Consider the following 24,956-nt stretch of genomic DNA (forward strand, 5'->3'; position numbering starts at 1 on the left):
CGGCATTTTGCGGTTAAAATAGCCCTCTCGTTTTTACAAAAATAAGATTACTTGACTATCGCCATGGAAAAAACCTATTCCCCGCACGCTATCGAACAACGCTGGTATCAACTTTGGGAAGAGAGCGGTTATTTTGCCGCCAAGCAAAATGGCGACTCCTATTGCATCATGATTCCGCCGCCGAATGTCACCGGCAGTTTGCACATGGGCCATGCCTTTCAAGACACCATCATGGATGCGCTGACCCGCTACCACCGCATGAAAGGCTATAACACCCTGTGGCAGCCGGGCACCGACCACGCCGGTATCGCCACCCAAATGGTAGTGGAGCGCATCATCAACGCCAATGGCAAAACCCGCCACGATTTGGGCCGCAACGCGTTTATCGAGAAAGTCTGGGAATGGAAAGAAGAGTCCGGCGGCACCATCACCCGGCAATTGCGGCGCATGGGTTCGTCGCTGGATTGGGAAAAAGAACGCTTCACCATGGACGACGGTATGTCGGACGCGGTGCAGGAAGTGTTCATCAAACTCTATGAAGAAGGCCTGATCTATCGCGGCAAGCGCCTGGTGAACTGGGACCCGGTGTTGCATACCGCCGTTTCCGACCTGGAAGTGTTGTCGGAGGAAGAAAACGGTTCGATGTGGTATATGCGTTACCCGCTGACCAACGGCACCGGTCATTTATTGGTGGCAACCACCCGCCCGGAAACCATGCTCGGCGACGCGGCGGTGGCGATTCATCCCGATGACGAGCGCTACAAACATCTGCTCGGCGAATTCGTCGAATTGCCGCTGACCGGCCGTCGCATTCCCATCATTGCCGACGAGTATGTCGATCCGGAATTCGGTACCGGCGTCGTAAAAATTACCCCGGCTCACGACTTTAACGACTATGAAGTCTGGTCGCGGCATAAACAAATCTCGGCGATTGCCGACCTGCCGCACGGCGGCTTGATCAATATTTTCACGGTCGATGCGGCGATACGCGGCAACGACGACGAATATACATTAATTCCGGAAGCCTATATCGGTCTGGACCGTTTCGAAGCCCGCAAAAAAATCATCGCCGATCTGGAAGCGCAAGGCCTACTGGAAAAAATCGCCGACCACAAATTGATGGTGCCGCGCGGCGACCGTACCGGCGCGGTGATCGAGCCTTTGTTGACCAACCAGTGGTACGTCAAAATCGCCCCGCTGGCGAAACCGGCCATCGAAGCGGTCGAAACCGGCGCCATTAAATTCGTGCCGGACAACTGGAAAAACACCTATTTCGAATGGATGCGCAACATCCAGGACTGGTGCATCTCCCGGCAAATTTGGTGGGGCCACCGCATTCCAGCCTGGTACGACGACCAAGGCAATACTTATGTCGGCCATTCCGAAGCCGAAATTCGCGCCACGCATGGTCTGGCCGCCGATTACCCGTTAAAGCAAGACGAAGACGTGCTGGATACCTGGTTCTCGTCGGCTTTATGGCCGTTCTCGACGCTGGGCTGGCCGGAACAAACACCGGAATTGGCGAAGCATTATCCCACCAGCGTGTTGGTGACGGGTTTTGACATCATTTTCTTCTGGGTGGCGCGGATGATTATGATGGGCTTGAAATTCCAGGGCGAAGTGCCGTTTAAGGAAGTTTACATCCACGGCCTGGTGCGCGACGCGGAAGGCCAAAAAATGTCCAAATCCAAAGGTAACGTGCTCGATCCGATCGACATCATCGACGGTATCGATCTGGAAGCTTTGGTGGCAAAACGCGTGTCCGGTATGATGCAGCCGCATCTGGCCAAGAAAATCGAACAAGCCACCCGCAAGCAATTTCCGGACGGCATTCAGTCGTTTGGCACCGACGCTTTGCGTTTTACCTTTGCCTCACTGGCATCGACCGGCCGCGACATTCGCTTTGACTTGCAACGTACCGAGGGCTACCGCAACTTCTGCAATAAATTGTGGAACGCCGCGCGTTACGTGCTGATGAACACCGAAGAGCAGGATAACGGTGTCGATTGCGCCGAGTGTCACTATAGTAAAGCCGATCTGTGGATTTTGGCACAGCTGAACCACACTATCGCAGCCACCAATGACGCAATCAAAGGCTACCGCTTCGATCTGGCCGCGCAAGCGATCTATGAGTTTACCTGGAACGAATACTGCGACTGGTATCTGGAACTGGCGAAAATTTCGCTGCAAAGTGACGATCCTTTATTGCAACGCGGCACGCGCCAAACCTTGCTGCGCGTACTGGAAACTGTATTGCGCCTGACGCATCCGATCATGCCGTTCATTACCGAGGAAATCTGGCAACGGGTCGCACCGCTGGCCGGTGTTACTGCGGCGACCATCATGCTGCAACCCTATCCGGAAAGGGAAACAGATAAAACCATCGACCTCTTTGCTGAAGAGCAAATCCAATGGGTAAAGGAATTCATTCTTGGAATTCGCCGGATACGTGGCGAGATGAATATCGCACCCGGCAAGCCACTAAATGTGTTGCTGCAAAACGGTTCCATGGCGGACCAGGAAGCTTTGCAATCCACCGAAAACTACTTGCTGAAGCTAGGTCGCTTGGAAAGCATTACCTGGTTGAGGGTAACTGACAACACACCGGAATCGGCGATTGCACTGGTCGGCGGGATGAAAATCCTGATCCCGATGGCCGGCCTGATCGACAAGGATGCAGAATTGGCGCGATTGGAGAAAGAAATCCAACGCATCGAAAAAGAGCTGCCGCGCATCGAAGGCAAACTCGGCAATGCCGCGTTCGTCGATAAGGCGCCCGCCGAAGTCCTCGCCAAGGAAAAGGAAAAGCTGGCCGGCTTGCAGTCTTCGTTGAAAAATCTCAACGAACAATTCGCTAAAATCAAAGCGCTTTAGATGGGAGGCGGGGACATATTGCAAAAACAGGCGCGTAGTCTGGATGAATGGGCTGAGGTGCTGCGGGCCGAGGAAATGCCCATTTTCTCCAATACCGCCCAACAGATCTTTGTAGCGCTCGATGATAAAAAAAAGGGCGCCATGGAGTTGGCGTCCATTATTCTGCAGGATCCGAATCTCACCGCCAAATTGCTGAGAGTCGGCAACAGCCCCTATTACAATCCATCAAGACAGAGGATTAGCACCGTGTCGCGGGCCATTGTGATTCTTGGCCTGCAGATGATTCGAGAGTTGACCTTGGCCTGTTCGTTTTTTGAGGCCATTCTGTCGTCGGCCAACAAGGAACGGGCTAACCAGGAAATTGCGTTAGCCATCCATGCGGCGACACAAGCGCGTGCATTGGCGATTCTGCTCCGCGATGAGTCGCCGGAGGAAGTGTTTGTTGCCGCGCTGTTGAACAATATCGGCCATGTGGTGTTTTGGTGCTCGAGTAATAAGCAAGTTGTTAAAATTCACCAACTGATTTCGAACAGCGGACTTGTCGCGGCCAAGGCCGAGAAAAATGTGCTGGGTTTCAGTTTGGCGGATTTGGGCAAGAAATTGAGTAAATCCTGGCATTTGGGTGGCTTGATTGAAAGCGCTATCAACCATCCGGAATCCTCGGATAAAAGAATTCAAACGGTATGCATGGGGGGGCGGATTTGCGAAGCGATCAAGCAGGGCTGGGAATCGGAGGCCATGGCGGCCTGTTTGAAAGAATTGCACCGTTTAACTGGCGAACCGATCGAGTTAATCAAGGCTAAAATCAAGGCTAATACCGCAAGAGCGGTGGATATTGCTCAACAGTTTGGCGCGCTTGATGCGTCCAGGTTTATCAGTCAGGAACATGGTGGGCCGGCGGTTGTATTACACGAGGAAGAGCGTCCCGATAAGAAACAGTTACAATTTCAAGTATTGCAGGATATTACCAGTCATATTAGCGGCAATATCGATCTGAATGTATTATTCGAGATGGTTATGGAGGGTATCTATCGGGGGGTGGAAATGGATCGCATCTTGTTTATGCTGCTGAGCCCCGATAAAAACTCCTTGAGTGAAAAAATTTCGTTGGGGTGGCAAAAACAGGCTGATAGCGACAAATTCCACGTCTACAATGATGACGCAAACGGCAATGTGCTTTTCCATGCCTTGTATGATCATGATGGCCAGTGGCTGAAGCCGTCCGAGCATGCTGCGCTTTACACCACGCAAATAAATATGAGTCTTGGTCGACACGAATGTTTTGTGTTCCCGATTCGGGTTGAAGAAAAGCCTATCGGTCTGATTTATTGCGACCGAGGTACGCGTAATCAGGCATTGACTGCGGAAGATTTCTCCTCGGCCAAGCATTTTGTCAAACAAGCTCAGATCGGTTTAACCTTGTATCGCATGAAAACTCATAAATCATAATCGTGGACAAAATTGCCTGTCTCGATGTGTTCCTGGTGGAGCCTTCGCATACTCAGCAGATCATCATCAAGCAACGCTTGCAAAACAGCGGGATTGAGCAAGTTACTTGCGTTTCCAGCGGCGGTGAAATGTTGGAGCATCTTAGGCATGCGAAGCCGGATTTGATTATCAGCAGTATGTATTTGCCGGATATGACCGGGGTCGATCTGATACATGAAATTCGCAAGGACAGCGAGTCTTATGAGATGGTTTTTTTACTGATTTCCAGTGAAACCAATATTAAATACCTTGAGCCGATCCGCCAAGCCGGCGCGATTGCAATTCTGCCCAAGCCATTTTCCCAGCGGGAGCTGGACACGGCTCTCAATGCCTCGTTGGATTATCTGCATCCGAAACCGGTTGATCTCGAGCATTTCGATGTGGAGGATTTGCATGTGCTATTGGTCGACGATAGTGAGTTTTCGCGGAAATATATCACCAAGGTTTTGAATAATATCGGGATAGAGCATATTAGTTGCGCGGCCGACGGGAAGCAGGCGCTGCGGATGTTTCAGGAGCATTATTTTGATCTGGTGGTGACGGATTTCAATATGCCAGAAATGGATGGTTTGCAGTTGGTCAGGGCGATTCGCGGCGATGACCAGCAAATCTCCAGCGTACCGATTTTGATGGTGACGAGTGAACAAAATCAGAATCGCTTGGCGGCTATCGAAAAAGCCGGCGTTTCGGCCGTGCTGGATAAGCCGTTCGAGCCAATGTCAATCAAACATTTGATTGCCCAGTTGCTCGGTTAGCCTTGTTTAACCGGCCGTCGGTGCGCAGAGTGCTTATAGACAAAATCCTTAATTCATCTATAGTTGCAGCACAACTAATAGAAATTACTTCACATACCCTCTAGTGCCCTCGGGGGCTTAAAGGCATAAATGGCGACAGCACCTTCAAATATTCAGTTTAGCGGTCTGGCTAAATGCCTTATTCAGCAAGGCTTGCTTACAGAGGAATCCGCCGCAACAGCCGTGCAGGAAGCGCAAAAAAATAAACAACCCTTCGTTTCCTATCTGGTCAAAAATAAATTTGTCGACAGCCGCACGGTTGCGGGCTTGGCGTCGGCGGAATTTGGCGTGCCGCTGTTGGATTTGGATGCTATCGATTTAAGCGTGATACCGATCAGGTTGGTCAGCGAAAAACTGATACGCCAGCATCATGCCTTACCCTTATTCAAGCGCGGCAATCGGTTGTTTGTCGCCACTGCCGACCCGACTAATTTCCAGGCCTTGGATGAAATAAAATTTCATACCCGGTTGAATACCGAAAATATTCTGGTCGAAGAAGATAAGCTGATCAAAACCATAGAAACGGCGTTGGAAGCGGTTGATGCGACCATCTCGAATCTGCTGGATGAAGATCTGGATAATATCGATATTTCCAGTGGCGATGAAAGACCGGTCGAAGAATCGACTTCCGATGTCGACGATGCGCCGATTGTGCGGTTCGTTAACAAGATATTGTTGGATTCGATCAAAAAGGGCGTTTCGGACATACATTTGGAGCCTTTCGAAAAAAAATTCCGTATACGCTTTCGGGCCGACGGTATCTTGTCCGAAATTGCCAGCCCCCCGGTCGGCATTGCCAATCGGATTACTTCCAGGATCAAGGTCATGTCTAAAATGGACATCGCCGAACGGCGCGTGCCTCAGGACGGCCGGATTAAGATGCAGCTTTCCAAAAATCGCGCAATCGATTTTCGGGTCAACACCTGTCCGACTTTGTTCGGCGAGAAAGTGGTGATGCGGATACTCGATCCCACCAGTGCCCAGATAGGCATTGAAAAATTGGGTTTCGAGCCGGTTCAACAACAACAATTTTTATCGGCTATCAACAAACCCTATGGCATGGTGTTGGTGACCGGTCCTACCGGTAGCGGTAAGACGGTGTCGCTGTATACCGGCCTGAATCTTTTGAACAGCGTTGAGCGCAATATATCCACCGCCGAGGATCCGGTGGAAATCACGGTGGAGGGCATCAATCAGGTCAACGTCAATCCCAAGGCCGGTTTGACTTTTGCCGAAGCCTTGCGGGCATTTTTACGGCAAGACCCGGATGTGATCATGGTTGGCGAGATTCGCGACCTGGAAACCGCCAGCATTGCCGTCAAGGCCGCGCAAACCGGACACTTAGTGTTGTCAACCCTGCATACCAACGATGCGCCGCAAACCATTAACCGCTTGGTGCAGATGGGTATTGAGCCGTTCAATATCGTATCCGCGGTGCTGTTGATCATGGCCCAACGCTTGGCGCGGCGCTTATGTGAATATTGTAAAAAAGAAGCCGATTTTCCGGACAATATACTGTTGTCGGCCGGATTCAAACAGGAAGATATCGGCAGCTTCAAAGTTTACGAGCCGGTGGGTTGCGAACATTGCAATAATGGCTATAAAGGCCGGGTAGGTATTTACCAAGTATTGCCCATCACTGAAAAAATGCGGGCGTTGATTTTACGCGGCGGTAATGCAATGGAAATGGCAGAGTTAGCCAAGGAAGAAGGCATCAACGACCTGAGAGCATCCGGCTTGCTAAAAGTCCGCCAGGGTATTACCTCCCTGGAAGAAATCGATCGAGTTACCAAGGAATAAACCATGGCCAAACAAACAGAACAAATCGACTTTATTTGGGAAGGTCTCGACAAGCAGGGTAAAAAAACCGGTGGGATGATCAGCGCCAAGAGTGATGCCATCGCCCGCACGGAGTTGAGAAAAATGGGGGTTAGGGTGATCAAGATCAAACCCAAACCCAAGCCTCTGTTTGGGAAAGCCGCTCAGAAAATCACCTCCGGCGACATTGCGGTTTTTGCCCGTCAGTTGGCCACCATGCTGGAGGCCGGGGTACCGCTGGTGCAGTCGTTCGATATTATCGGTAAGGGGCATGATAATGCCAGTATGTCGGAAATGTTGCTGTCGATTAAGGCCGACATCGAAGGCGGCGATACCCTGGCCCAGGCCTTGGCTAAAAAACCGCTTTATTTTGATGATTTGTTCTGCAATCTGGTGAATGCCGGCGAGCAAGCCGGTGTCTTGGAAGGCTTGCTGGACAAGATCGCTACCTATAAGGAAAAAACCGAGTCTATCCGGAAAAAGGTTAAAAAGGCCTTGACCTATCCGATTGCGGTATTAGTAGTGGCCTTCATTGTCACGGCCATTTTGTTGATTTTCGTGGTGCCGGTATTTCAAGAATTGTTTCAAGGCTTTGGGGCCGATCTGCCTGCGTTTACAAAGTTTGTCGTTGCTTTGTCGGAGTGGGTGAAAGAATGGTGGTGGAGCGTGGTCGGTGTAATCGGTGCGGCCGGTTACACCTTCAGTTTCTTCAAGAAGCGTTCCCGTCCTTTCAATCATTTCCTAGATCGAACCCTATTAAAGATCCCCGTGGTAGGCATGATTCTGGAAAAATCCGCGATTGCCCGCTTTGCCCGAACCTTGTCCACCATGTCGGCGGCCGGCGTGCCGTTGGTGGATGCATTGGTTTCGGTGGCGGGGGCGTGCGGAAACATCTTGTTCTACGACGGCGTGATGAAAATGCGGGATGATGTCTCGACCGGACAGCAGCTGCAATTTTCGATGATACAGACCGGATTGTTCCCGAACATGGTGGTGCAGATGGTGGCGATTGGGGAAGAGTCCGGATCGATAGACAGTATGCTGGACAAAGTGGCCGATTTTTACGAGGAAGAAGTCGACAATTTGGTTGATAACCTGAGTAGTTTGATGGAACCCATCATCATGTCGGTGCTGGGCGTATTGATCGGGGGCTTGATAGTGGCTATGTATTTACCTATTTTCAAAATGGGTAGCGCGATCTAAATATGTTTTGTAATTTAATTTCTCAGATCTAGGGAGTCGGCAAAACTGGGCTCTGGCTTACCCGTTTAACCTTTATCAATGCAAGATTTACTCCGAAATCTACCTGTGCTTCTCGTTATCCTTACCTTTATCCTTGGCTTGATGGTAGGCAGCTTTTTGAATGTGGTGATCTACCGCTTGCCGGTAATGATGCAAAGAGGTTGGCGGCGGGAATGCCTTGAGTTTCTGCAATTACCAGCGGAACAATCGCTAGAAACATTCAACTTGTTATGGCCGGGGTCGCGTTGTCCCGTTTGTAAAACAGACATCAAAGCCTATCAAAACATTCCGGTGCTGAGTTATCTGTTGCTGGGCGGCAAATGCGGGCATTGCGCGACGCCTATTTCCCCGCGTTATCCCTTGATTGAAATTTTTTCCGGTATTTGTTCGGCTCTGATGGCCTGGCATTTCGGTTACAGCTTGGCTATGTTGGGTGCCTTATTGCTGACCTGGGGCCTAATTGCATTGAGTTTCATCGATATCGATCAGCAATTGCTGCCCGATTCCATCACCTTGCCTATGCTATGGATGGGGTTGTTTTTAAGCCTGTTTTCGCTGTATACCGATAGCCAAGCCAGCATTATCGGCGCGGTTGCCGGCTATTTAAGCTTGTGGAGCGTTTATCATTTGTTCAAGCTGTTGACCGGCAAGGAAGGCATGGGCCATGGCGACTTCAAATTGCTGGCGATGTTGGGCGCCTGGCTGGGTTGGCAGTATTTGCCGCTGATTATTCTATTGTCGTCGCTGGTGGGGGCGGTGATAGGTATTGCGATGATATTATTTAAGCGGCATGATGCCAGTCGTCCGATCCCATTTGGCCCCTATCTGGCTGCAGCCGGTTGGCTGGCTTTGATTTGGGGGGGCGAGATCAATCGTCTATATCTGAATATGGTCGGGCTTTAAGTTATGCTCAAAATCGGATTGACCGGCGGCATCGGCAGCGGCAAATCCTGCGTGTGTGGATTGTTTGCGGAGTTGGGCGCGCCGATCATCGATGCGGATTTGGTAGCCCGACAACTGGTTGCGCCGGGACAACCCGCGCTGACTCGAATTACCGAAGCCTTTGGCGACGCCGTCATTAATCTTGACGGATCGCTGAATCGTGCAGAACTCAGGCGGAGAGTGTTCTCGGAACCTCGGGACAAGAAACGCTTGGATGCCATCATGCATCCTTTGATTTATCACGAAATGCAAGCCGAGGTAGCCCGCTTGCGGGCCGATTATTGCATTATGGCCATTCCGTTGTTGGTGGAAACGCAGCATGCTTATCGGGTTGACAGGGTGCTGGTGGTGGATTGCACCTTACAAACCCAAGTCCAACGAGTGGTGGCTAGAGATCATGTTGGCCTGGCTCAAGCCGAGGCGATTATTGCCAACCAGGCTACTAGACAGCAGCGTTTGGCGCTTGCCGATGACATCATCGATAATTCGACCACGGTCGAGTACCTTGCAGAACAAGTCAAAAGTCTGCACAATTCATACCTTTTATTAGCCACCGCTAGGACAACATCGGCTTGAACACACAAACGACCTACGAATTCCCTCTTAACGAACGAATTCGGGTGTTTATGCGCCTGGAACAATTATTTCAACAGCTCAATCATTTCATGGCGGGCGGTTCGGTTTTTGACAAGCGCGCGGCTATCGGCTCGTTGCTGGATATATTGACGATCTTTAGCCGTAGTGATCTTAAGTCTGAATTGATCAAGGAATTGGATCGGCATGCGAAAGTTTTGGGATTGTTGAGCCACAGTCAGGATGTCGACAGCCGGAAGTTGGAGGGGATTCTGGGAGAACTGAGTCAAGCCAGCCGCAATTTGTACAATGCCAGCGGAAAAGTCGGGGCTAGCGTAATGGAGAGCGGATTGTTCCAGAGTATTTCTCAGCGCAGTTCGATTCCCGGAGGAAGTTGCTCCTTTGATTTACCGGCATTTCATTACTGGCTGGAGCAAGGCCAAGCCGAACAACAGAAAGATCTCGAACAATGGACCCTGCCATTTACTGATATTCGTATTGCAATTGATCTGATTCTGGGCTTCATTCGCCAAAGCAGCGTACCTAAACAGGAAATTGCCCAAGCCGGATTTTTTCAATTAGCGCTGGACAAGGCGCATCCAGTGCAATTATTGCGAGTCGGCGTGCCGGCCTCGGTGCAGTGTTTTGCTGAAATCAGCGGAGGTAAGCACCGCTTCAGTATTCGTTTTATGAAACCGTCCAATGATGAAAACCGTCCCACGCAAACTCAGGACGATATTGCCTTTAGCTTGGCGCGTTGCGCGGTCTAATGAACAACCGGCAAGTCATAACGGTTGCCTGCCCAACTTGTAAAAAACTCGTGCAATGGGTGTCTGAACAGCGTTTCAAGCCGTTTTGCAGTGAGCGTTGTCGGTTGATCGATTTGGGCGACTGGGCCACGGAAGCGCACAAAATTCCGGGTAAGCAAATTTCCGCCGAACCGGACTCCGAGTACGGCGATTCAGAACTATAAATTCGGGTCGTAGCTTATAAAAAGGCGCTGATGCCGGCAACTCCTTGACCGCCGGCATGGATAACTTTCTCCATATCTTCCAGCCTCAAACCTCCCAACGCAAAAACCGGCAATTTGGCCTGTTCAACCAGCTTCATCATGCGCTCCCAGCCCAGCGGAGCCGCGCCGGGATGGGTCGGGGTCGCTAATATCGGCGCCAGCACCACAAAATCCACGCCAATGTTTTCGGCGTGTTGTAATTCCCGTTGGTTATGGCAGGAAGCGGCGACCCAATCATGATGCCTCGGCCGTGACCGGCGGGCCATTAAAGCGTGGCTGCTGAGATGAATGCCGTCTGCAGTGGCCTCGCTGATCGGTAAATCGGAGTTGATCAACAGCCGGATATTCTTATGCCGGCACGCCGATAGCACCGCTTGATAGGTGGCGTCGATTTCGGTGGCGGGTAGGGATTTGATACGCAATTGCAGCAAACTAATCTTGTTTTGGATGATTTTGCCCAGATTGTCGAGAACCTGTGCCGTGCTATCGCCTTCCAAAATCGCATACCGGTCAGGTAGGCGGGCGGCGTTAATGATAGGCCGGTTGGCCGCCGGGAAGGCATACTCGCTTAATCGATGCGGCGCGACCCAGTGCATGGCCTGGCCCTCGCAAGCAGTGGCTTCGCCGGAAAATTGCTTGACTTGCCAGACATCCAGCAAAACCCGCAAATCCGGGTAACGATGATGGATTTTGATTAATGGCGTGGCATTGCATATTTCGATGCCGACTTCTTCGCGTAATTCTCGGCGCAAGGCCTGGAACACGGTTTCTTCGGCTTCCAATTTGCCGCCCGGAAATTCCCACAAGCCGCCTTGATGCGCGTGGGCCAAGCGTTTCGTGATCAAGATGTTGCCGTCGCCGTCGCGTACCACGCCAACGGCGACATGTACCGCATTACCGGTCGTCATTTAGGAGCGGTATTCGGCATTGATACGGACATAATCGTAGGAAAAATCGCAGGTCAGCACTTCCTCGCGAGCTTCGCCACGGCCGAGCCGGACGGTGATGGTGATTTCTTCCTGATCCATGACCCGCTGGCCATTTTGTTCGGTATAGCCCGGCGAACGGCCGCCGTTTTCGACGATGCAGACGGTGCCGAGGTAAATCTCGATTTTCTCCAAATCCATGTTTTCGACACCGGCGCGGCCCACCGCCGCCAGAATCCTGCCCCAATTGGGGTCGCTGGCGAAAAAGGCGGTTTTGACCAGTGGCGAATGAGCAATGGTTTTGCCTACCAATACGGCTTCCGCGCCGTCTCGTGCCTGTTCGACCACAATCCGTATCAGTTTGGTAGCGCCTTCGCCGTCACGAATGATCAATTCCGCCAGCCGCTTGCAAACCGTTGTCACTGCATTGGCAAAGGTTAGGTATTCAGCGCTGTCGGCCAGAATTTCCGGCGCTCCGCCGCAACCACTGGCCAGCAAGACACAAGCGTCATTGGTCGAGGTGTCGCCGTCAACGCTGATGCGGTTGAACGATATTTCGGCTGCTGCGGACAGGCATTGCTGCAACAGGGAGGGGTCGATAGCGGCGTCGGTGGCGATGAAGCCCAGCATGGTGGCCATATTAGGCTGAATCATGCCGGCGCCCTTGGAAATGCCGGTAACAGTGACCGGGTGTCCGGCAATATCGATGATCATCGATGCGCCCTTGGCGAAGGTATCGGTAGTCATGATGGCGCGGGCGGCCTTGTCCCAATGGCCTTCATTCAAGTCGGCAACCGCGCTTGGCAATGCCGCGGTGAGTTTCGTCACCGGTAGCGGCTCGCCAATCACGCCGGTGGAAAAGGGCAACACTTGCTGAGCGATGCCTTCCACTTCGCCGGCCAGCGCCGCGCAGCTGGCAAAAGCGTCCTGTAGGCCTTGTTTGCCGGTGCCGGCATTGGCGTTGCCGGAGTTGATCAATAACCAGCGCGGTTCTTGTGACAGGTGTTCGCGGGCAATCAGTACCGGCGCGGCGCAAAATGCGTTTTGAGTGAATACCGCCGCGCAACTGCCGGTTTCGGCCATTTCGATGACCAGAATGTCATCGCGCTGGGTTTGTTTGATGCCTGCGTTGCAGGTGCCGAGTTTGATGCCCTTGACCGGATGCATCATGGGGAAGTCACATTGTCCTACTGCCATGCCATTACCTGTAAACTAAAATTAAACCACTTCCAAAACAATCACATATTCGCCGTTGTCGGCGCGGGTATCCAATACCTTGTGGCCGTTGATGCGGCACCAGGCCGGTATGTCTTGCATGACGCCGGGATCGGTGCATTCGACCGTTAATATATCACCGCTTTGCAGAGTTTTAACCTTGTCCTGGGTGCGAATGACTGGTAATGGACACAGTAGGCGGCGAGCATTCAAGGTCGTGGAGATTGATCCCGACAATCTGCCGCGCTCCCTGCTTTCCTGTTGTTGGTCCCTATTCATACGAACCATGCCTCGGGGATTTGATCCGCGGGCAAGGGTTTGACCTGGATATTGCGCTCTGCGCCTTGTTGGTCGCGGATGGTGACGTCAACTATTTCGGCTTCGCGGCCTTGGCCATAACGGGCGGTAATTTGTCCGGCCAGCAGCAGATCTTCCTCGCTGGGCGTGCCGTCTATCAATACCAGCGGGCCTCGGTGGCTGGCGCAATTCATACTGATAAACTCCTTTTTGTAGCCGCTCATGAAGCGGGCTTCACCGTCCTCGCGAGCGATTATAAGTTTGTAGTGGGGCTTGGGCCGAATGTGCCGGCCGACTTTTAGCAGCATGACGTCATCGAGATCGTAATCGCGTTTGCCGCGCGCTTGCCATAAATCGACCAGTTTCAGCGAATAGGCTTCGTCGGTTAAAAAGCAGCAGCCGCCGGCCGGTTGGGCGTAATCGGCGAAACCGTATTCTATAGCCAGCGCCATTTGCGGCTTGCGGGAACGGCCGCTGAATCCGAACATTTTGTCGCGGCTGATCCAGCCTTCCCGCTCCGGCAAGGTGGCCGGCAGATTTTGCGCGGACAAAGGCCTGACCAGCAAATCGTCGGCACCGGATTCGGCGGCGACGATGGGCATGGTCTGTTTGCGTTGCGACATCGGCCGCTGGCCTACCACTTCACCGGTGATAATGAAGTCGAAACCGTTCTCAGCCATCCACTGCTTGGCCTTGTTGACCATGAAAATCTTGCAGTCCAGACAAGGATTCATGTTAGCGCCATAGCCATGCTTGGGATTCAGCAGCACTTGTTTGTATTCCTCGATGATATCGATAATGTGCAGTTTGATGCCCAGTTGTTCGGCTACCCATAGGGAGTTATTGCGTTTGGGTTTGTCCGAGTCTTGCTTGCGAATGGCGTGGGTATGTCCCTCGACGCAAAATCCGGTAAAAAAATTGATGCCTTCGACGTGAATGCCTTGATCCAGCATGGCTTTGGTGGCCAGCATGGAGTCCAGACCGCCGGAAATCAGCGCCACCGCTTTTCGTTGTTGATTCATAACTGCAAAAACACAAGCCTTGGAAAAAACCTACCATTATACGCGATACTTTGTCGGTATTTCCCGACTTCAACTTGGAGGACGATTACTTTACACTTACTGCTCTGTTCACAAATGCAGGCGGCTAGGTTATGGAATTCAAGGATTATCTAAAAATATTGGTTCAACACGATGGTTCAGACCTGTATTTGACGGTAGGAGCTCCGCCGGCGGCAAAATTTCAGGGTAGCTTGAAGCCTATCGAAAACGTCAAGTTGACCAACGAGCGTCTGAAGGAAATCGCCAACAGCATCATGGATAACGATCAGCGCAGCAACTTCGAACATGTGCCGGAAATGAATCTGGCGATTTCCGAGCCGGGTATAGGCCGTTTTAGGGTCAATATTTTCAAACAACGTAACTCTTATGCTCTGGTGATTCGCAACATCAAGGTCGATATTCCCAATGCCGATGCCTTGGGCTTGCCGCAAATCCTTAAAGACAAAATTATGGAAAAGCGCGGCCTAATTCTGTTCGTCGGCGGTACCGGTTCGGGAAAGTCCACGTCGTTGGCGGCTTTGATCGATCACCGCAATAGCAATTCTTCCGGCCACATCATCACCATCGAAGATCCGATCGAATATGTACACCCGCATAAAAAATCGCTGGTCAATCAGCGCGAAGTGGGAGTCGATACATTGAGTTACGAGGATGCGCTGAAAAACACCTTGCGCCAAGCCCCCGACGTGATTCTGATCGGCGAAATCCGCAGCCAGGAAACCATGGAGCATGCGCTGGCTTTTGCCGAAACCGGCCATTTATGTCTATCGACGCTACATGCCAACAATGCCAATCAGGCTTTGGATAGGATCATCAATTTCTTTCCGGAAGAGCGCCGTAATCAGTTGCTGCTGGATTTATCGCTGAATCTGCAGGCCTTCATTTCGCAACGCCTGGTGCCGACCGTCGAAGGCAAGCGGGTGGCTGCGATCGAGGTTTTGCTGGGCACCAAGCTGGTTAGCGATTTGATTCAGAAGGGCGAGGTGCATGCCATCAAGGAGGCGATGGAAAAGTCCGAGAACATCGGCATGCAGACTTTCGACAGCCATTTGTTGAAGCTTTACAAAAGCGGCGTGATTTCATTGGAGGAGGCCTTGCGTAATTCCGATTCCCCTAACAACCTGAAATTAAAAATCAATCTGAGCGAAGGTCTCGGTTCGGCCACGGCATCCACGGGAAGCGGATTGGATAAGCTGTCTTTGGAAGCGATCAGCAAGGATGGAGATGATGCGGAGGAAGGGCATTAAGCGCTACGGCGGTTGATTTCCCCCGAATATACTTGCGTTGCCGATTATGGCAAGTCGTCGGCGCCGAGTATGCGGTACACCGAGTACGCCGGTTGCTCATAAGGATGAGCGGCAAGCAAGGCCTCGATTGCCGCTTTAATTTTGCTGTCGGTGCAGATCATTTCCACTTTATATTCAGGGACTGTTTTTAGTTGGCCGATGTCGCCCGAATAGGGCCGGCTGCCCGCCAGAGGTTTGAATTGCCCTTGTCCCAGTGTTTGCCAAGCACATTGATCGTAACCGTGATATTGGCCCGCTCCGGCGGTAAATACGGCATTTTTAACCGAGTCGAGGTGGCTGGCGGGGACGTAAAAAATTAATTGATACATGGCGATTATCTTAGCTGGTGCCGGCAAGCAAAAATACACCCCATAACATAACCAGCACGGTTATTTCTTCCAGCATGCTGATCGCGGTCTGGCGGTATTGGCGGCTACGCATGGCTATTTGGTTGGCCTTTTGGTCGCGCATGTGAACGGATTGACGCATCATGATGAGTTCTCCCGAGGTTGTTTTTGTGTTTTGTTTTTGTTCTTTAAAAGTATAGATGGAAACAAAAAAAGAACAAATAAATTTCATGGCTATGAACTTACCACAGGTTACCCGATCTGAATTTTAGTGGGATATTCTGGAGAGCGGTCATGCAAGCAAAGATCACGAGTTTTTGGGAGTGGCAACAGCACTTTGCCGATGAAAAAAGTTGTCTTCAAGCCATCATCAACCTCAGGTGGCCTGAAGGGTTTTGCTGTCCACGCTGTGGCCATCAGAAAGGTTGGTTGCTCCAGACACGACATGTCTACGAATGTGCAGTTTGTCATCATCACACATCGGTGACAGCCGGCACCTTGTTTCACAACACCAAATTACCGCTCGTGAAATGGTTTTGGAGTCTTTATTGGGTATCGTCGGACAAGGGTAGTATCTCCGCATTGCGGCTGACCAAACTAATTGGTGTTTCCTGGCTGACGGCGCAACGGCTGTTGAGAAAATTACGCACGGCCATGGGTGATCAGAATAATCTGTACAAACTAAGCGGCATTATCGAATTCGATGATGCCTTTATCGGCGGCAAACGTGCCGGTAAACGCGGGCGAGGCGCCGCCGGTAAAACCACTATTTTAGTGGCTTGCGAACATAATGATGGTAAGCCCGGCTTTGTGGCTATGAAGGTGGTTGAGCAGGTGACGCACGAGAGTGTTAGAGCATTCGCCCAACAAACGCTTGCCCCAGGCCAAACCCTGCATACCGATGCGCTGGCTGCGCTCAATGTGCTGGCCGAGGAACATCACCATATCGCCAAGGTAACCCCTCCTGAAATGGCGAGTGAATGGTTACCTTGGGTTCATGTGGTCATCAGTAACCTTAAAAGCTATTTGCTGGGTACTTACCATGGTGTGTCAGGTAACTATGTACAGGAATATCTCGACGAATTTTGCTATCGGTTGAATCGACGATTTTGGGAAAACCAGATTCCTAACCGATTACTCACGCTATGCGTCACACATGACCCGGTATTTCTTCAACCTGCAACTTGTTCATAGCCATTATAAATTTTGAGCGGATCGTGTTGGACGGGTGTCATCGGTTTTCGCGGCGGTCCGGCAGTCCTGGTCAAAAATCAGTAACTTAAGGGGGAGGGCTGGATTTCTAGCCGAATTCATCTAAACTTTGAGACCACACTGACTCTTACCCATGGCTGGCAGGACTAACGATATGGCTTTACGTGTATTGCTGGGAGTGATAATTCCCTTGCTTTTTAGTGCATCCGTTTGGGCGGATATGCTGCGGATCAATCCCAATCATCCTGATCAATATACGGTGGTTAAGGGCGATACCTTGTGGGATATTTCGGGTAAATTTCTTGAACACCCCTGGCAATGGCCGCAGCTTTGGCATAACAATCCGCAGATCAAGAACCCTCATTGGATCTATCCCGGCGATACCCTGTATTTTTCCTATGTCAACGGTGAGCCGCGTTTGAGTCTGACGCCCGGTAGTTCCGATTATGGGATGGCGCCCGATTTGGTGCCGCATATCCGGGAGTCCTCGATTGAGCAAGCTATTCCGATGATACCCAGCGATGCGATTGCGCAATTCTTGAGTTCGCCTAAAGTCGTCACCGCTGATGACATGGCGGACGCGCCCTATGTGTTGGAGATTGCCGACGAGCATTTGATTGCCGGCAGCGGCGATCGGGTTTATGTTCGGGCCATTGAAAATCCAGAAGGACTGGGATACACCATTTATCGTCAAGGCCAGCCTTATGTCAGCCCGGAAACGCAGGAAATACTCGGTTATGAGGCGCAATATATCGCCGATACGCTGATCGAGAGCCCCGGTGATCCGGCGACTTTACGCATTACCAAGGCCGATAGCGAAGTGCGTCAGGGGGATCGATTGATGGTTAGTGCCGAAAGCGAGATGGCGCTGAATTATTTCCCCAGACCGCCGGAGCATCAGGTGACCGGAAGCATCATTCGTGTCATGGGGGGCGTTTCTCAAATTGGTCAGCATGATATTGTGGTGATAGATAAGGGCAAGGCCGATGGCTTGGAAGTTGGGCATACTCTGGATATTTATAGAAGAGGTCGCATCGTGACCGACCGGGTACAATCCGACAATGCCGTACCGGTTAAATTGCCGGATGAACTGGCTGGAGTGTTGATGGTGTTCCGGCCTTTCGATCGGGTCAGTTACGCCTTGGTGATGAAAGCCACTTCGGCCATTCATACGTTGGATAGAGTGCAGACGCCGTAACTTACAACTAAATCCGCTCCGTCTAGGAGCGGATATTCTCCTTATCCGGTTAAATCCATTTTTGTCGATAATACCGCACCCGCATATCAAATTCTGGCTGGCGCTGGTGCGAGTTCCTGGCGTCGGTCCTCTAGCTATTCAGCGGTTGCTGGCGCATTTTCCGCTCGAATGCATTTTTCAAGCATCCCGTTCCAGCCTAAGCGGCAAGGGATTTAGCGATAAGCTGATCGATGCCTTGCAAAACCCGCCTTGGGACTTGGTGGAGCAGGATTTAGTCTGGCTGGAGCAGCCGGAAAATTTTGCAATAACGCTTGAAGATGAGGCTTACCCGGAAGCCTTAAGGGAAATCGCCAGTCCTCCGCCGGTTTTGTTCGTCAAGGGTAACCCCGAATTGCTTCGGTGGCCGCAAATTGGTATGGTCGGTAGCCGCAATCCCTCGACTATCGGTACTAGGATCGCATTTGAGTTTGCGCGTGCCTTGGCGGAAGCCGGGTTTGTGATTACCAGCGGCATGGCGCTGGGCATCGATGCGGCCAGTCATCGAGGAGCCTTGGATGCCGGAGGCTTTACCATTGCCGTGGCGGGAACCGGATTGGACCGGGTTTATCCGGCTTGCCACAAGCAATTGGCGACCGATATTGCTGGCTCCGGCGCGTTGATTTCTGAATTTCCGCCCGGGACTGGCGCCAAGGCCGGGCATTTTCCCAGGCGAAATCGGATTATCAGTGGCTTATGTCAGGGCTTGTTGGTAGTCGAAGCCGCGCTACAGAGCGGTTCGCTAATTACCGCCCGCTTGGCGCTCGAACAAAATCGCGAAGTTTTTGCGATTCCAGGCTCCATTCATAATCCTTTGGCGCGCGGTTGCAACGCTTTAATCAGACAAGGAGCCAAATTAGTCGAGACCGTCGAGGATATTTTCGAAGAATTAGGTCAATATAATCAATTATATAAGCCGATTGCCACGCAAATAGGGCAGACGGCGCTTGACCTGGAGCAACAAAATCTATTGAAATTGATTCCGTACAGCCCAATAACGGTTGACAACTTGGTTCAGGAAAGCGGTTATTCAGTGGAAACTGTTTCGTCGATGCTGCTGGTTCTGGAACTGCAAGGCTACATTGCCGCGGCCGCCGGCGGTAGCTATTACCGAATTCAATAAAGGCTCTAATGAAAGAAGATATTTTTGATGTGCTGATCTATCTGTTTGAAAACTATCTGGATGGTGATAGTGACAACTATCCCGATACCGATGTGATTGCCAGCGAATTGCTGGATGCCGGGTTTCAGCAGCCTGATGTCAGCAAGGCCTTCGATTGGCTGGAGTCTTTGGCGGAGATTGAAGCCATCACGCCGGCGGTCCCCTCATCCTTCAGGATTTATAGTAGTCAGGAGGAGGCGGTTTTCGATCTGGAATGCCGTGATTTTCTGATGTTTCTGGAGCATACCGGGATTTTGACTTCGGCTAACCGGGAAATAGCGATCGATCGGGCGATGGCTTTGAAGGATGAAGACATCACCCTGGATAAGTTGAAGTGGATAGTCTTGATGGTGTTATTGAGCCAACCGGGCGACAGCGCGGCATTTTCCAGAATGGAAGACATCGTTTACGATCTGATTCCTACTTCTTTACATTGATTTGTTACGGATAGCATGAGCAAAAGTTTAGTCATTGTAGAGTCCCCGGCCAAATGCAAAACCATCGAAAAATATCTGGGCAAGGATTTTCAGGTGCTTGCCTCTTACGGGCATGTGCGTGATCTGATTCCAAAGGAAGGCGCGGTCGATCCGGAAAACGGCTTCGCGATGAAGTACCAGGTCATCGACCGTAACCAGCGCCATCTTCAAGAAATCGGCAAGGCGATCAAAAATGCCGATACTTTATATCTGGCAACCGACCCCGACCGCGAAGGCGAGGCCATATCCTGGCATGTATTCGAGCATCTTAAAGAAAAGAAACTGCTGAAAGACAAGTTGGTGCGGCGGGTGGTGTTTCACGAAATTACTAAAAAAGCCGTTACCGAAGCCATTGCCCATCCGACCGAATTGTCCACCACCATGGTCAATGCCCAGCAAGCCAGGCGAGCCTTGGATTATTTGGTCGGTTTCAATTTATCGCCGCTGCTGTGGAAGAAAATCCGCCGTGGATTGTCTGCGGGTCGGGTGCAAAGTCCGGCCCTGAGGATGATAGTCGAGCGGGAAATGGAGATCGAGGCCTTCAAAACCCGCGAATACTGGTCGCATACCGCCGACGCCAGCGCTGGGGGGCAGCCCTTCAAGGCCAAGCTAACCCATTTTAATGGCGAAAAGCTGAATCAATTTAGTTTTACCGATGAAGAGCGGGCGACTCAGGTCAAGCAAGCCTTGCTGGATGCGGCTGACGGTCAGCTGATCGTTGCCAAACTGGAGAAAAAACAACGCAGTAAAAACCCTGCTCCGCCGTTTATTACCTCGACCCTGCAACAGGAAGCCGCGCGCAAATTGGGTTTTACCACCAAGCGCACGATGATGGTAGCTCAACAATTATACGAAGGCATCGATCTCGGCGGCGAAACCGTCGGTTTGATTTCCTATATGCGTACCGATTCGGTGAATCTGGCCGAGGAGGCGCTGGCCGATATTCGCGCCTTGATTGCCGAAAAATACGGCAAGGACAATGTGCCGAAAGAACCTCGCCAATTTAAAACTAAATCCAAAAATGCGCAGGAAGCGCACGAGGCGATCCGTCCGACTTCGGTGCAAAGACTGCCCGAGCAAGTCAAAAATCGGCTGACCGTCGAGCAATACAAGCTTTATGATTTGATTTGGAAGCGCACCGTTGCCTGCCAAATGGTTCATGCTACCTTGAATCTGGTTGCGGTGGACTTGAATTGCGGTAGCGATAAAAACGTGTTTCGCGCTACCGGCTCCACCGTCACCAACCCCGGTTTCATGATGGTTTATCTGGAAGGGGTTGATGACAGCCAGGAGGCGGCGGATGATCAGGATAGATTGTTGCCGCCGATGGAGGAGGGCAGGCCGGTGGTATTGAACGATGTTGCCGCCAATCAACATTTCACCGAGCCGCCGCCGCGTTATAGCGAGGCTAGCCTGGTTAAGGCCTTGGAAGAGCACGGCATCGGCCGGCCGTCGACTTACGCGACGATCATATCGACCTTGCAAAATCGCGAATATGTCACTATCGACAGCAAGCGTTTCTATCCGACCGATGTCGGGCGGATTGTGAATAAGTTTTTAACCGAGCATTTCACCAAATATGTCGATTACGATTTTACCGCCAATTTGGAGGACGATCTGGATGCCGTAGCGCGCGGCGAGAAAGACTGGATCCCGTTGATGAATGATTTTTGGCGGCCGTTTACCAAGTTGATCAGCGAAAAAGAGGAGTCGGTCCAGCGCAAGGATGTCACGCAGGAAAGCATTGACGAAAAATGCCCGGATTGCGGCAGTCCGTTATCGATCCGCTTGGGACGGAACGGACGCTTCATTGGTTGTACCAATTATCCAACTTGTTCCTATACCCGTAACTTGGGTGACGACAATGCCGGCGCGTCGGCGGTGGAGCCCGAAGTGGTGGAAGGCCGGGTTTGCCCAAAATGCGCGTCTACACTAGTGATCAAGACCGGCCGGTACGGCAAATTTGTCGGTTGCAGCGCCTATCCGACCTGCAAGCATATCGAACCCTTGGAAAAGCCGCAGGATACCGGGGTTGAATGTCCTCAATGCAAGAAGGGCTCGATACTGAAACGCAAGGCTCGCAGTGGTAAGATATTTTATTCCTGCTCCGAATATCCCAAATGCGACTATGCCCTGTGGGATGCGCCGGTCAAGGAAAGTTGTCCTGAATGCCAGTGGCCGATTCTGACCCTGAAAACGACCAAGCGGCGTGGTACCGAAAAAGTCTGCCCGCAAAAAGAGTGTAAATATGCCACGCCTTATGAAGGCGACCCCGATGATGTTAACGGACCGAGCTGAAAGCTAATTGCCGGGTTCGGTGTGTCTTGGTTCGATGATGACTGCCTGATCGATTTTGAGCTGATGGCGCTCGATAAAGCCGGCGTTGACTTCCAACATGTAGCGGGCCTTAGTCTCGGAGCTGTAAGCCGGGCAGGGCGTTTGTGCGCAGGGTGATAAATTGTGCAACATATTCACAATCCTGCCATCTTCCGACAGAAACAGCACATCGAGTGCTAGCAGGGTGTTTTTCATCCAGACCCCGCGCATAGCTTCGTCCGGATAGACGAATAGCATGCCCTGGTTTTCCGCTAGCTGGGTTCTGTACATTAGGCCTAGCGCGCGTTGAGTTTGGGTGTCGACAATTTCCACATCGAGCCTGTAATCTTCGGCCAGCGTCACTAAGCCCCATTTTTTAGTATCGGTGGCCGGCGAGGATTGCGCCGTTAATGCCGCCAGCAGCAAGATCAAGCCGCCCATCAAGGCTGTCAGTTGAGTGTTCATGTCAGAGTGATTTGAATATTGGGTTGTCTTTGCGGAATTGGCTGATTATAATGCTGCGTTCATTTGTTTTGCGAGCGTGGCGAAATTGGTAGACGCGCTGGATTTAGGTTCCAGTGGTAACCCCGTGGGAGTTCGAGTCTCCCCGCTCGCACCATTTCTTTCTGTTATTCACAGCGATACAGCATCTGTTTTTAAGTCATGGCTTCCGCTGATCGATCTCCCCCAAATCCGAATCTTTTTAATTTTTTGAGGTAATGCAATGCAAGTTTCTGTCGAGAAGACATCAGAATTAAACCGAAAAATGACTGTTAGCGTGCCTGATGCGGTGCTCCAGGAAAAAATGGAAACTCGCTTTAAAAAACTCGCTCGGGAAGTTAAGGTTGACGGCTTTCGTCCCGGCAAAGTACCTACCAGCATGGTTAAAAAACTGTACGGCGAGCGCGTTAAGAATGAAGTTGCCGGTGATCTGATCCAATCGACTTATTTTGAAGCATTGCAACAACAGGCATTGGTGCCCGCCGGACATCCGAGTATCACGCCCGCCGAAAAAAGCGAAGGTTTTGAATATATTGCCGAGTTTGAAGTGTATCCGGAAATCAGCCTGGACGCTATCGAGGCGCTGGAAATCACTCGTCCGACCGCCGAAGTCACCGAGGCCGACGTCGACAACATGATTGAAAAGCTGAGACAGCAAAAAAAGACTTGGGCGGTTGTCGAGCGCGCGTCGCAAGAGGGTGACCGCGTCAACATCCATTTCTCCGGCGTGTCCGAAGGCGAAAATTTTACCGACGGCAAAGTCGAGAACTATGCGGTTGAAATCGGCGGCAAGCAAATGATTCCCGGCTTTGAAGATGAGTTGAAAGGCCTCTCTGTCGGCGAAACCAAATCCTTCAACATCACTTTCCCGGAAAAATACAACAGTGAAAAATTGGCCGGTAAAGCGGCCGTGTTTGAAATCGAAATGGTTAAGGTCGAACAACCGGTTTTGCCTGAACTGGATGCCGATTTCATCAAGGCTTATGGTGTCGAGGAAGGCGATGCCGATAGTTTTCGCGCCGACGTCAAAGTCAACATGGAAAGAGAGTTGGTGCAAGGCCTGAAAAACAAGCTGAAAAATGCCGTGATGGATGCGTTGTACGATAACGTCAAGATCACGTTGCCGAATGCCTTGATCGATCAAGAAATCCAAGCCTTGATGAAACCCTATACCGAACGCGCCAGCAAGGCTAAGCTGAAACTGGAAGATTTGAACTTGCCGCGCGATATGTTTGAAAATCAAGCCAAACGCCGAGTAGCATTGGGCTTGATTTTGGGTGAGATTATTCAAAAACATGAAATCAAGGTCGATGCCGATAAGGTGCGCGCCGTAATTGATGATATGGCGAAAAGCTATGAGAAGCCCGAAGACGTTGTTAACTGGTATTATGCCGACAATAGCCGCCTAAACGACGTTCAGCAAATGGTGCTGGAAGATCAGGCCGTGGCCTGGGTTGTCGAGCGTGCTAGAGTCACCGATCAAAGTGTCGGCTTCGAAGATGTCATGGAAAGACAACAAGCATAGGAACCTAAATGATAAATCTAAATGGCATGAGCAGTATGGCCCCCCAAGCCGCCGGCGGTTTGGTGCCTATCGTTGTTGAACAAACAGCGCGTGGCGAGCGGTCGTTTGATATTTATTCCCGTCTGTTGAAAGAGCGGGTGATTTTCTTGGTTGGCCAGGTTGAAGATTACTCGGCTAATCTAGTGGTGGCTCAGTTGCTGTTTCTGGAATCCGAAAATCCGGATAAAGATATTCATCTGTATATCAATTCGCCAGGTGGCTCGGTGACAGCGGGTATGTCGATCTATGACACCATGCAATTCATCAAGCCCGATGTCAGCACCATGTGTATCGGCCAGGCGGCCAGCATGGGAGCTCTTTTGCTGGCGGGCGGCGCGGCGGGTAAGCGTTATTGTTTGCCGCACTCACGAGTCATGATTCACCAGCCTTTGGGCGGTTTCCAAGGACAGGCATCGGATTTTGATATTCATGCACGGGAAATCTTGGCTATTCGCGAGCGATTGAACAAAATTCTGGCGCATCACACCGGCCAGCCGTTGGAAAAAATCCAACAGGATACCGATCGGGATAATTTCCTGAGTTCGGCCCAGGCGGTCGATTACGGTTTGATCGACAAGGTTTTGACCAGTCGTAATGCCTAAATTTAGATTCGCCG

24 protein-coding genes and 1 tRNA gene are annotated in these 24,956 nt (G+C 51.4%); 18 read left to right on the plus strand and 7 right to left on the minus strand.

Going from position 1 to position 24,956, the window contains the following annotated elements; all coding sequences use genetic code 11:
• The first annotated feature begins 63 nt into the window (after positions 1-63).
• The 9 genes from IVG45_RS19450 (at position 64) to yacG (ending at position 10,704) form a co-directional block, all read left to right on the plus strand.
• Entirely contained in the window at positions 64-2,874 is a 2,811-nt protein-coding gene (locus tag IVG45_RS19450) for a valine--tRNA ligase (RefSeq protein WP_196435419.1), read from the plus strand.
• A gap of 18 nt (positions 2,875-2,892) precedes the next feature.
• Complete coding sequence (locus IVG45_RS19455) at positions 2,893-4,323, plus strand: HDOD domain-containing protein (protein WP_230874661.1); 1,431 nt, start codon at positions 2,893-2,895, stop codon at positions 4,321-4,323.
• A 2-nt stretch (positions 4,324-4,325) separates the two neighbouring features.
• Positions 4,326-5,117: a response regulator gene (locus IVG45_RS19460; protein WP_230874662.1), complete on the plus strand. Its 792-nt coding sequence runs from the start codon at positions 4,326-4,328 to the stop codon at positions 5,115-5,117.
• Positions 5,118-5,246: 129 nt separating this feature from the next.
• Positions 5,247-6,956, plus strand: a complete 1,710-nt coding sequence (gene pilB / locus IVG45_RS19465) for a type IV-A pilus assembly ATPase PilB (protein WP_196435421.1) — start codon at positions 5,247-5,249, stop codon at positions 6,954-6,956.
• Between the two features lie 3 nt (positions 6,957-6,959).
• Positions 6,960-8,177 (plus strand): type II secretion system F family protein, encoded by a 1,218-nt coding sequence (locus IVG45_RS19470; protein ID WP_196435422.1) that lies wholly within the window; start codon positions 6,960-6,962, stop codon positions 8,175-8,177.
• 78 nt (positions 8,178-8,255) lie between these two features.
• Positions 8,256-9,119: a prepilin peptidase gene (locus tag IVG45_RS19475; protein WP_196435423.1), complete on the plus strand. Its 864-nt coding sequence runs from the start codon at positions 8,256-8,258 to the stop codon at positions 9,117-9,119.
• Positions 9,120-9,122: 3 nt separating this feature from the next.
• Entirely contained in the window at positions 9,123-9,734 is a 612-nt protein-coding gene (gene coaE / locus IVG45_RS19480; RefSeq protein ID WP_196435424.1) for a dephospho-CoA kinase, read from the plus strand.
• Complete coding sequence (gene zapD, locus IVG45_RS19485; protein WP_196435425.1) at positions 9,731-10,501, plus strand: cell division protein ZapD; 771 nt, start codon at positions 9,731-9,733, stop codon at positions 10,499-10,501. The genes coaE and zapD overlap by 4 nt, the downstream gene beginning before the upstream one ends.
• Positions 10,501-10,704, plus strand: coding sequence for a DNA gyrase inhibitor YacG (gene yacG, locus IVG45_RS19490; RefSeq protein ID WP_196435426.1), 204 nt, complete (start codon positions 10,501-10,503; stop codon positions 10,702-10,704). Before zapD ends, yacG begins: the two co-directional genes overlap by 1 nt.
• Positions 10,705-10,718: 14 nt before the next feature.
• Here the strand turns inward: yacG and IVG45_RS19495 are convergent, their stop codons facing one another.
• From IVG45_RS19495 to IVG45_RS19510, 4 genes are read right to left on the minus strand one after another with little or no spacing between them, the layout of a single operon-like run.
• A complete protein-coding gene (locus IVG45_RS19495) occupies positions 10,719-11,651 on the minus strand; it encodes a Nudix family hydrolase (protein WP_196435427.1) in 933 nt (310 codons plus the stop codon).
• Positions 11,652-12,866 carry a bifunctional glutamate N-acetyltransferase/amino-acid acetyltransferase ArgJ gene (argJ, locus tag IVG45_RS19500; RefSeq protein WP_196435428.1) on the minus strand — a complete coding sequence of 405 codons (1,215 nt, stop codon included), beginning with the start codon at positions 12,864-12,866 and terminating at the stop codon, positions 11,652-11,654.
• 21 nt (positions 12,867-12,887) lie between these two features.
• Complete coding sequence (locus IVG45_RS19505; RefSeq protein ID WP_230874663.1) at positions 12,888-13,163, minus strand: sulfurtransferase TusA family protein; 276 nt, start codon at positions 13,161-13,163, stop codon at positions 12,888-12,890.
• The gene (locus tag IVG45_RS19510) at positions 13,160-14,203 is read right to left on the minus strand and encodes a tRNA (5-methylaminomethyl-2-thiouridylate)-methyltransferase (RefSeq protein ID WP_196435429.1); all 1,044 of its coding nucleotides are present in this window, start codon (positions 14,201-14,203) and stop codon (positions 13,160-13,162) included. The genes IVG45_RS19505 and IVG45_RS19510 overlap by 4 nt, the downstream gene beginning before the upstream one ends.
• Positions 14,204-14,334: 131 nt before the next feature.
• Here IVG45_RS19510 and IVG45_RS19515 point away from each other — a divergent pair, with 131 nt between their 5' ends.
• A complete protein-coding gene (locus IVG45_RS19515) occupies positions 14,335-15,489 on the plus strand; it encodes a PilT/PilU family type 4a pilus ATPase (protein WP_196435430.1) in 1,155 nt (384 codons plus the stop codon).
• A gap of 44 nt (positions 15,490-15,533) precedes the next feature.
• On the opposite strand, the gene IVG45_RS19520 is transcribed toward IVG45_RS19515, so the two are convergent.
• A complete protein-coding gene (locus IVG45_RS19520; protein ID WP_196435431.1) occupies positions 15,534-15,857 on the minus strand; it encodes an NGG1p interacting factor NIF3 in 324 nt (107 codons plus the stop codon).
• Between the two features lie 10 nt (positions 15,858-15,867).
• The gene (locus IVG45_RS19525) at positions 15,868-16,020 is read right to left on the minus strand and encodes a hypothetical protein (protein ID WP_196435432.1); all 153 of its coding nucleotides are present in this window, start codon (positions 16,018-16,020) and stop codon (positions 15,868-15,870) included.
• 149 nt (positions 16,021-16,169) lie between these two features.
• Between IVG45_RS19525 and IVG45_RS19530 the strand changes: the two genes are divergently transcribed.
• The 5 genes from IVG45_RS19530 to topA all read left to right on the plus strand — a co-directional run bounded on the left by IVG45_RS19530 (position 16,170) and on the right by topA (position 22,257).
• Positions 16,170-17,069, plus strand: a complete 900-nt coding sequence (locus IVG45_RS19530) for an IS1595 family transposase (protein ID WP_196434642.1) — start codon at positions 16,170-16,172, stop codon at positions 17,067-17,069.
• Positions 17,070-17,241: 172 nt separating this feature from the next.
• The gene (locus IVG45_RS19535; RefSeq protein WP_196435433.1) at positions 17,242-18,285 is read left to right on the plus strand and encodes a LysM peptidoglycan-binding domain-containing protein; all 1,044 of its coding nucleotides are present in this window, start codon (positions 17,242-17,244) and stop codon (positions 18,283-18,285) included.
• Positions 18,286-18,355: 70 nt separating this feature from the next.
• Entirely contained in the window at positions 18,356-19,444 is a 1,089-nt protein-coding gene (gene dprA, locus IVG45_RS19540; RefSeq protein ID WP_442923360.1) for a DNA-processing protein DprA, read from the plus strand.
• A gap of 8 nt (positions 19,445-19,452) precedes the next feature.
• Positions 19,453-19,920, plus strand: coding sequence for a DUF494 family protein (locus IVG45_RS19545; protein ID WP_196435434.1), 468 nt, complete (start codon positions 19,453-19,455; stop codon positions 19,918-19,920).
• A gap of 15 nt (positions 19,921-19,935) precedes the next feature.
• Complete coding sequence (topA, locus tag IVG45_RS19550) at positions 19,936-22,257, plus strand: type I DNA topoisomerase (RefSeq protein WP_196435435.1); 2,322 nt, start codon at positions 19,936-19,938, stop codon at positions 22,255-22,257.
• A 3-nt stretch (positions 22,258-22,260) separates the two neighbouring features.
• Here topA and IVG45_RS19555 read toward each other — a convergent pair whose 3' ends face one another.
• Positions 22,261-22,740, minus strand: a complete 480-nt coding sequence (locus tag IVG45_RS19555) for a DUF192 domain-containing protein (protein ID WP_196435436.1) — start codon at positions 22,738-22,740, stop codon at positions 22,261-22,263.
• 70 nt (positions 22,741-22,810) lie between these two features.
• Here IVG45_RS19555 and IVG45_RS19560 point away from each other — a divergent pair.
• The 3 genes from IVG45_RS19560 (at position 22,811) to clpP (ending at position 24,942) form a co-directional block, all read left to right on the plus strand.
• Positions 22,811-22,894, plus strand: a tRNA-Leu gene (locus IVG45_RS19560).
• A gap of 147 nt (positions 22,895-23,041) precedes the next feature.
• Positions 23,042-24,301, plus strand: a complete 1,260-nt coding sequence (gene tig / locus IVG45_RS19565) for a trigger factor (RefSeq protein WP_230874665.1) — start codon at positions 23,042-23,044, stop codon at positions 24,299-24,301.
• Positions 24,302-24,309: 8 nt separating this feature from the next.
• Positions 24,310-24,942, plus strand: coding sequence for an ATP-dependent Clp endopeptidase proteolytic subunit ClpP (gene clpP, locus IVG45_RS19570; protein WP_230874666.1), 633 nt, complete (start codon positions 24,310-24,312; stop codon positions 24,940-24,942).
• Positions 24,943-24,956: the final 14 nt, after the last annotated feature.

It is taken from the genome of Methylomonas sp. LL1, from assembly GCF_015711015.1.
Lineage (GTDB): Bacteria > Pseudomonadota > Gammaproteobacteria > Methylococcales > Methylomonadaceae > Methylomonas.

Coding starts and splice junctions, on each gene's coding strand:
- pilB (WP_196435421.1), top strand. CDS start 5,247: ATGGCGACAGCACCTTCAAATATTCAGTTTAGCGGTCTGGCTAAATGC.
- yacG (WP_196435426.1), top strand. CDS start 10,501: ATGAACAACCGGCAAGTCATAACGGTTGCCTGCCCAACTTGTAAAAAA.
- IVG45_RS19535 (WP_196435433.1), top strand. CDS start 17,242: ATGGCTTTACGTGTATTGCTGGGAGTGATAATTCCCTTGCTTTTTAGT.
- IVG45_RS19505 (WP_230874663.1), bottom strand. CDS start 13,163: ATGAATAGGGACCAACAACAGGAAAGCAGGGAGCGCGGCAGATTGTCG.
- IVG45_RS19515 (WP_196435430.1), top strand. CDS start 14,335: ATGGAATTCAAGGATTATCTAAAAATATTGGTTCAACACGATGGTTCA.
- IVG45_RS19470 (WP_196435422.1), top strand. CDS start 6,960: ATGGCCAAACAAACAGAACAAATCGACTTTATTTGGGAAGGTCTCGAC.
- IVG45_RS19545 (WP_196435434.1), top strand. CDS start 19,453: ATGAAAGAAGATATTTTTGATGTGCTGATCTATCTGTTTGAAAACTAT.
- IVG45_RS19525 (WP_196435432.1), bottom strand. CDS start 16,020: ATGATGCGTCAATCCGTTCACATGCGCGACCAAAAGGCCAACCAAATA.
- topA (WP_196435435.1), top strand. CDS start 19,936: ATGAGCAAAAGTTTAGTCATTGTAGAGTCCCCGGCCAAATGCAAAACC.
- tig (WP_230874665.1), top strand. CDS start 23,042: ATGACTGTTAGCGTGCCTGATGCGGTGCTCCAGGAAAAAATGGAAACT.
- IVG45_RS19495 (WP_196435427.1), bottom strand. CDS start 11,651: ATGACGACCGGTAATGCGGTACATGTCGCCGTTGGCGTGGTACGCGAC.
- IVG45_RS19520 (WP_196435431.1), bottom strand. CDS start 15,857: ATGTATCAATTAATTTTTTACGTCCCCGCCAGCCACCTCGACTCGGTT.
- IVG45_RS19530 (WP_196434642.1), top strand. CDS start 16,170: ATGCAAGCAAAGATCACGAGTTTTTGGGAGTGGCAACAGCACTTTGCC.
- clpP (WP_230874666.1), top strand. CDS start 24,310: ATGATAAATCTAAATGGCATGAGCAGTATGGCCCCCCAAGCCGCCGGC.
- IVG45_RS19555 (WP_196435436.1), bottom strand. CDS start 22,740: ATGAACACTCAACTGACAGCCTTGATGGGCGGCTTGATCTTGCTGCTG.
- argJ (WP_196435428.1), bottom strand. CDS start 12,866: ATGGCAGTAGGACAATGTGACTTCCCCATGATGCATCCGGTCAAGGGC.
- coaE (WP_196435424.1), top strand. CDS start 9,123: ATGCTCAAAATCGGATTGACCGGCGGCATCGGCAGCGGCAAATCCTGC.
- IVG45_RS19450 (WP_196435419.1), top strand. CDS start 64: ATGGAAAAAACCTATTCCCCGCACGCTATCGAACAACGCTGGTATCAA.
- IVG45_RS19510 (WP_196435429.1), bottom strand. CDS start 14,203: ATGAATCAACAACGAAAAGCGGTGGCGCTGATTTCCGGCGGTCTGGAC.
- IVG45_RS19475 (WP_196435423.1), top strand. CDS start 8,256: ATGCAAGATTTACTCCGAAATCTACCTGTGCTTCTCGTTATCCTTACC.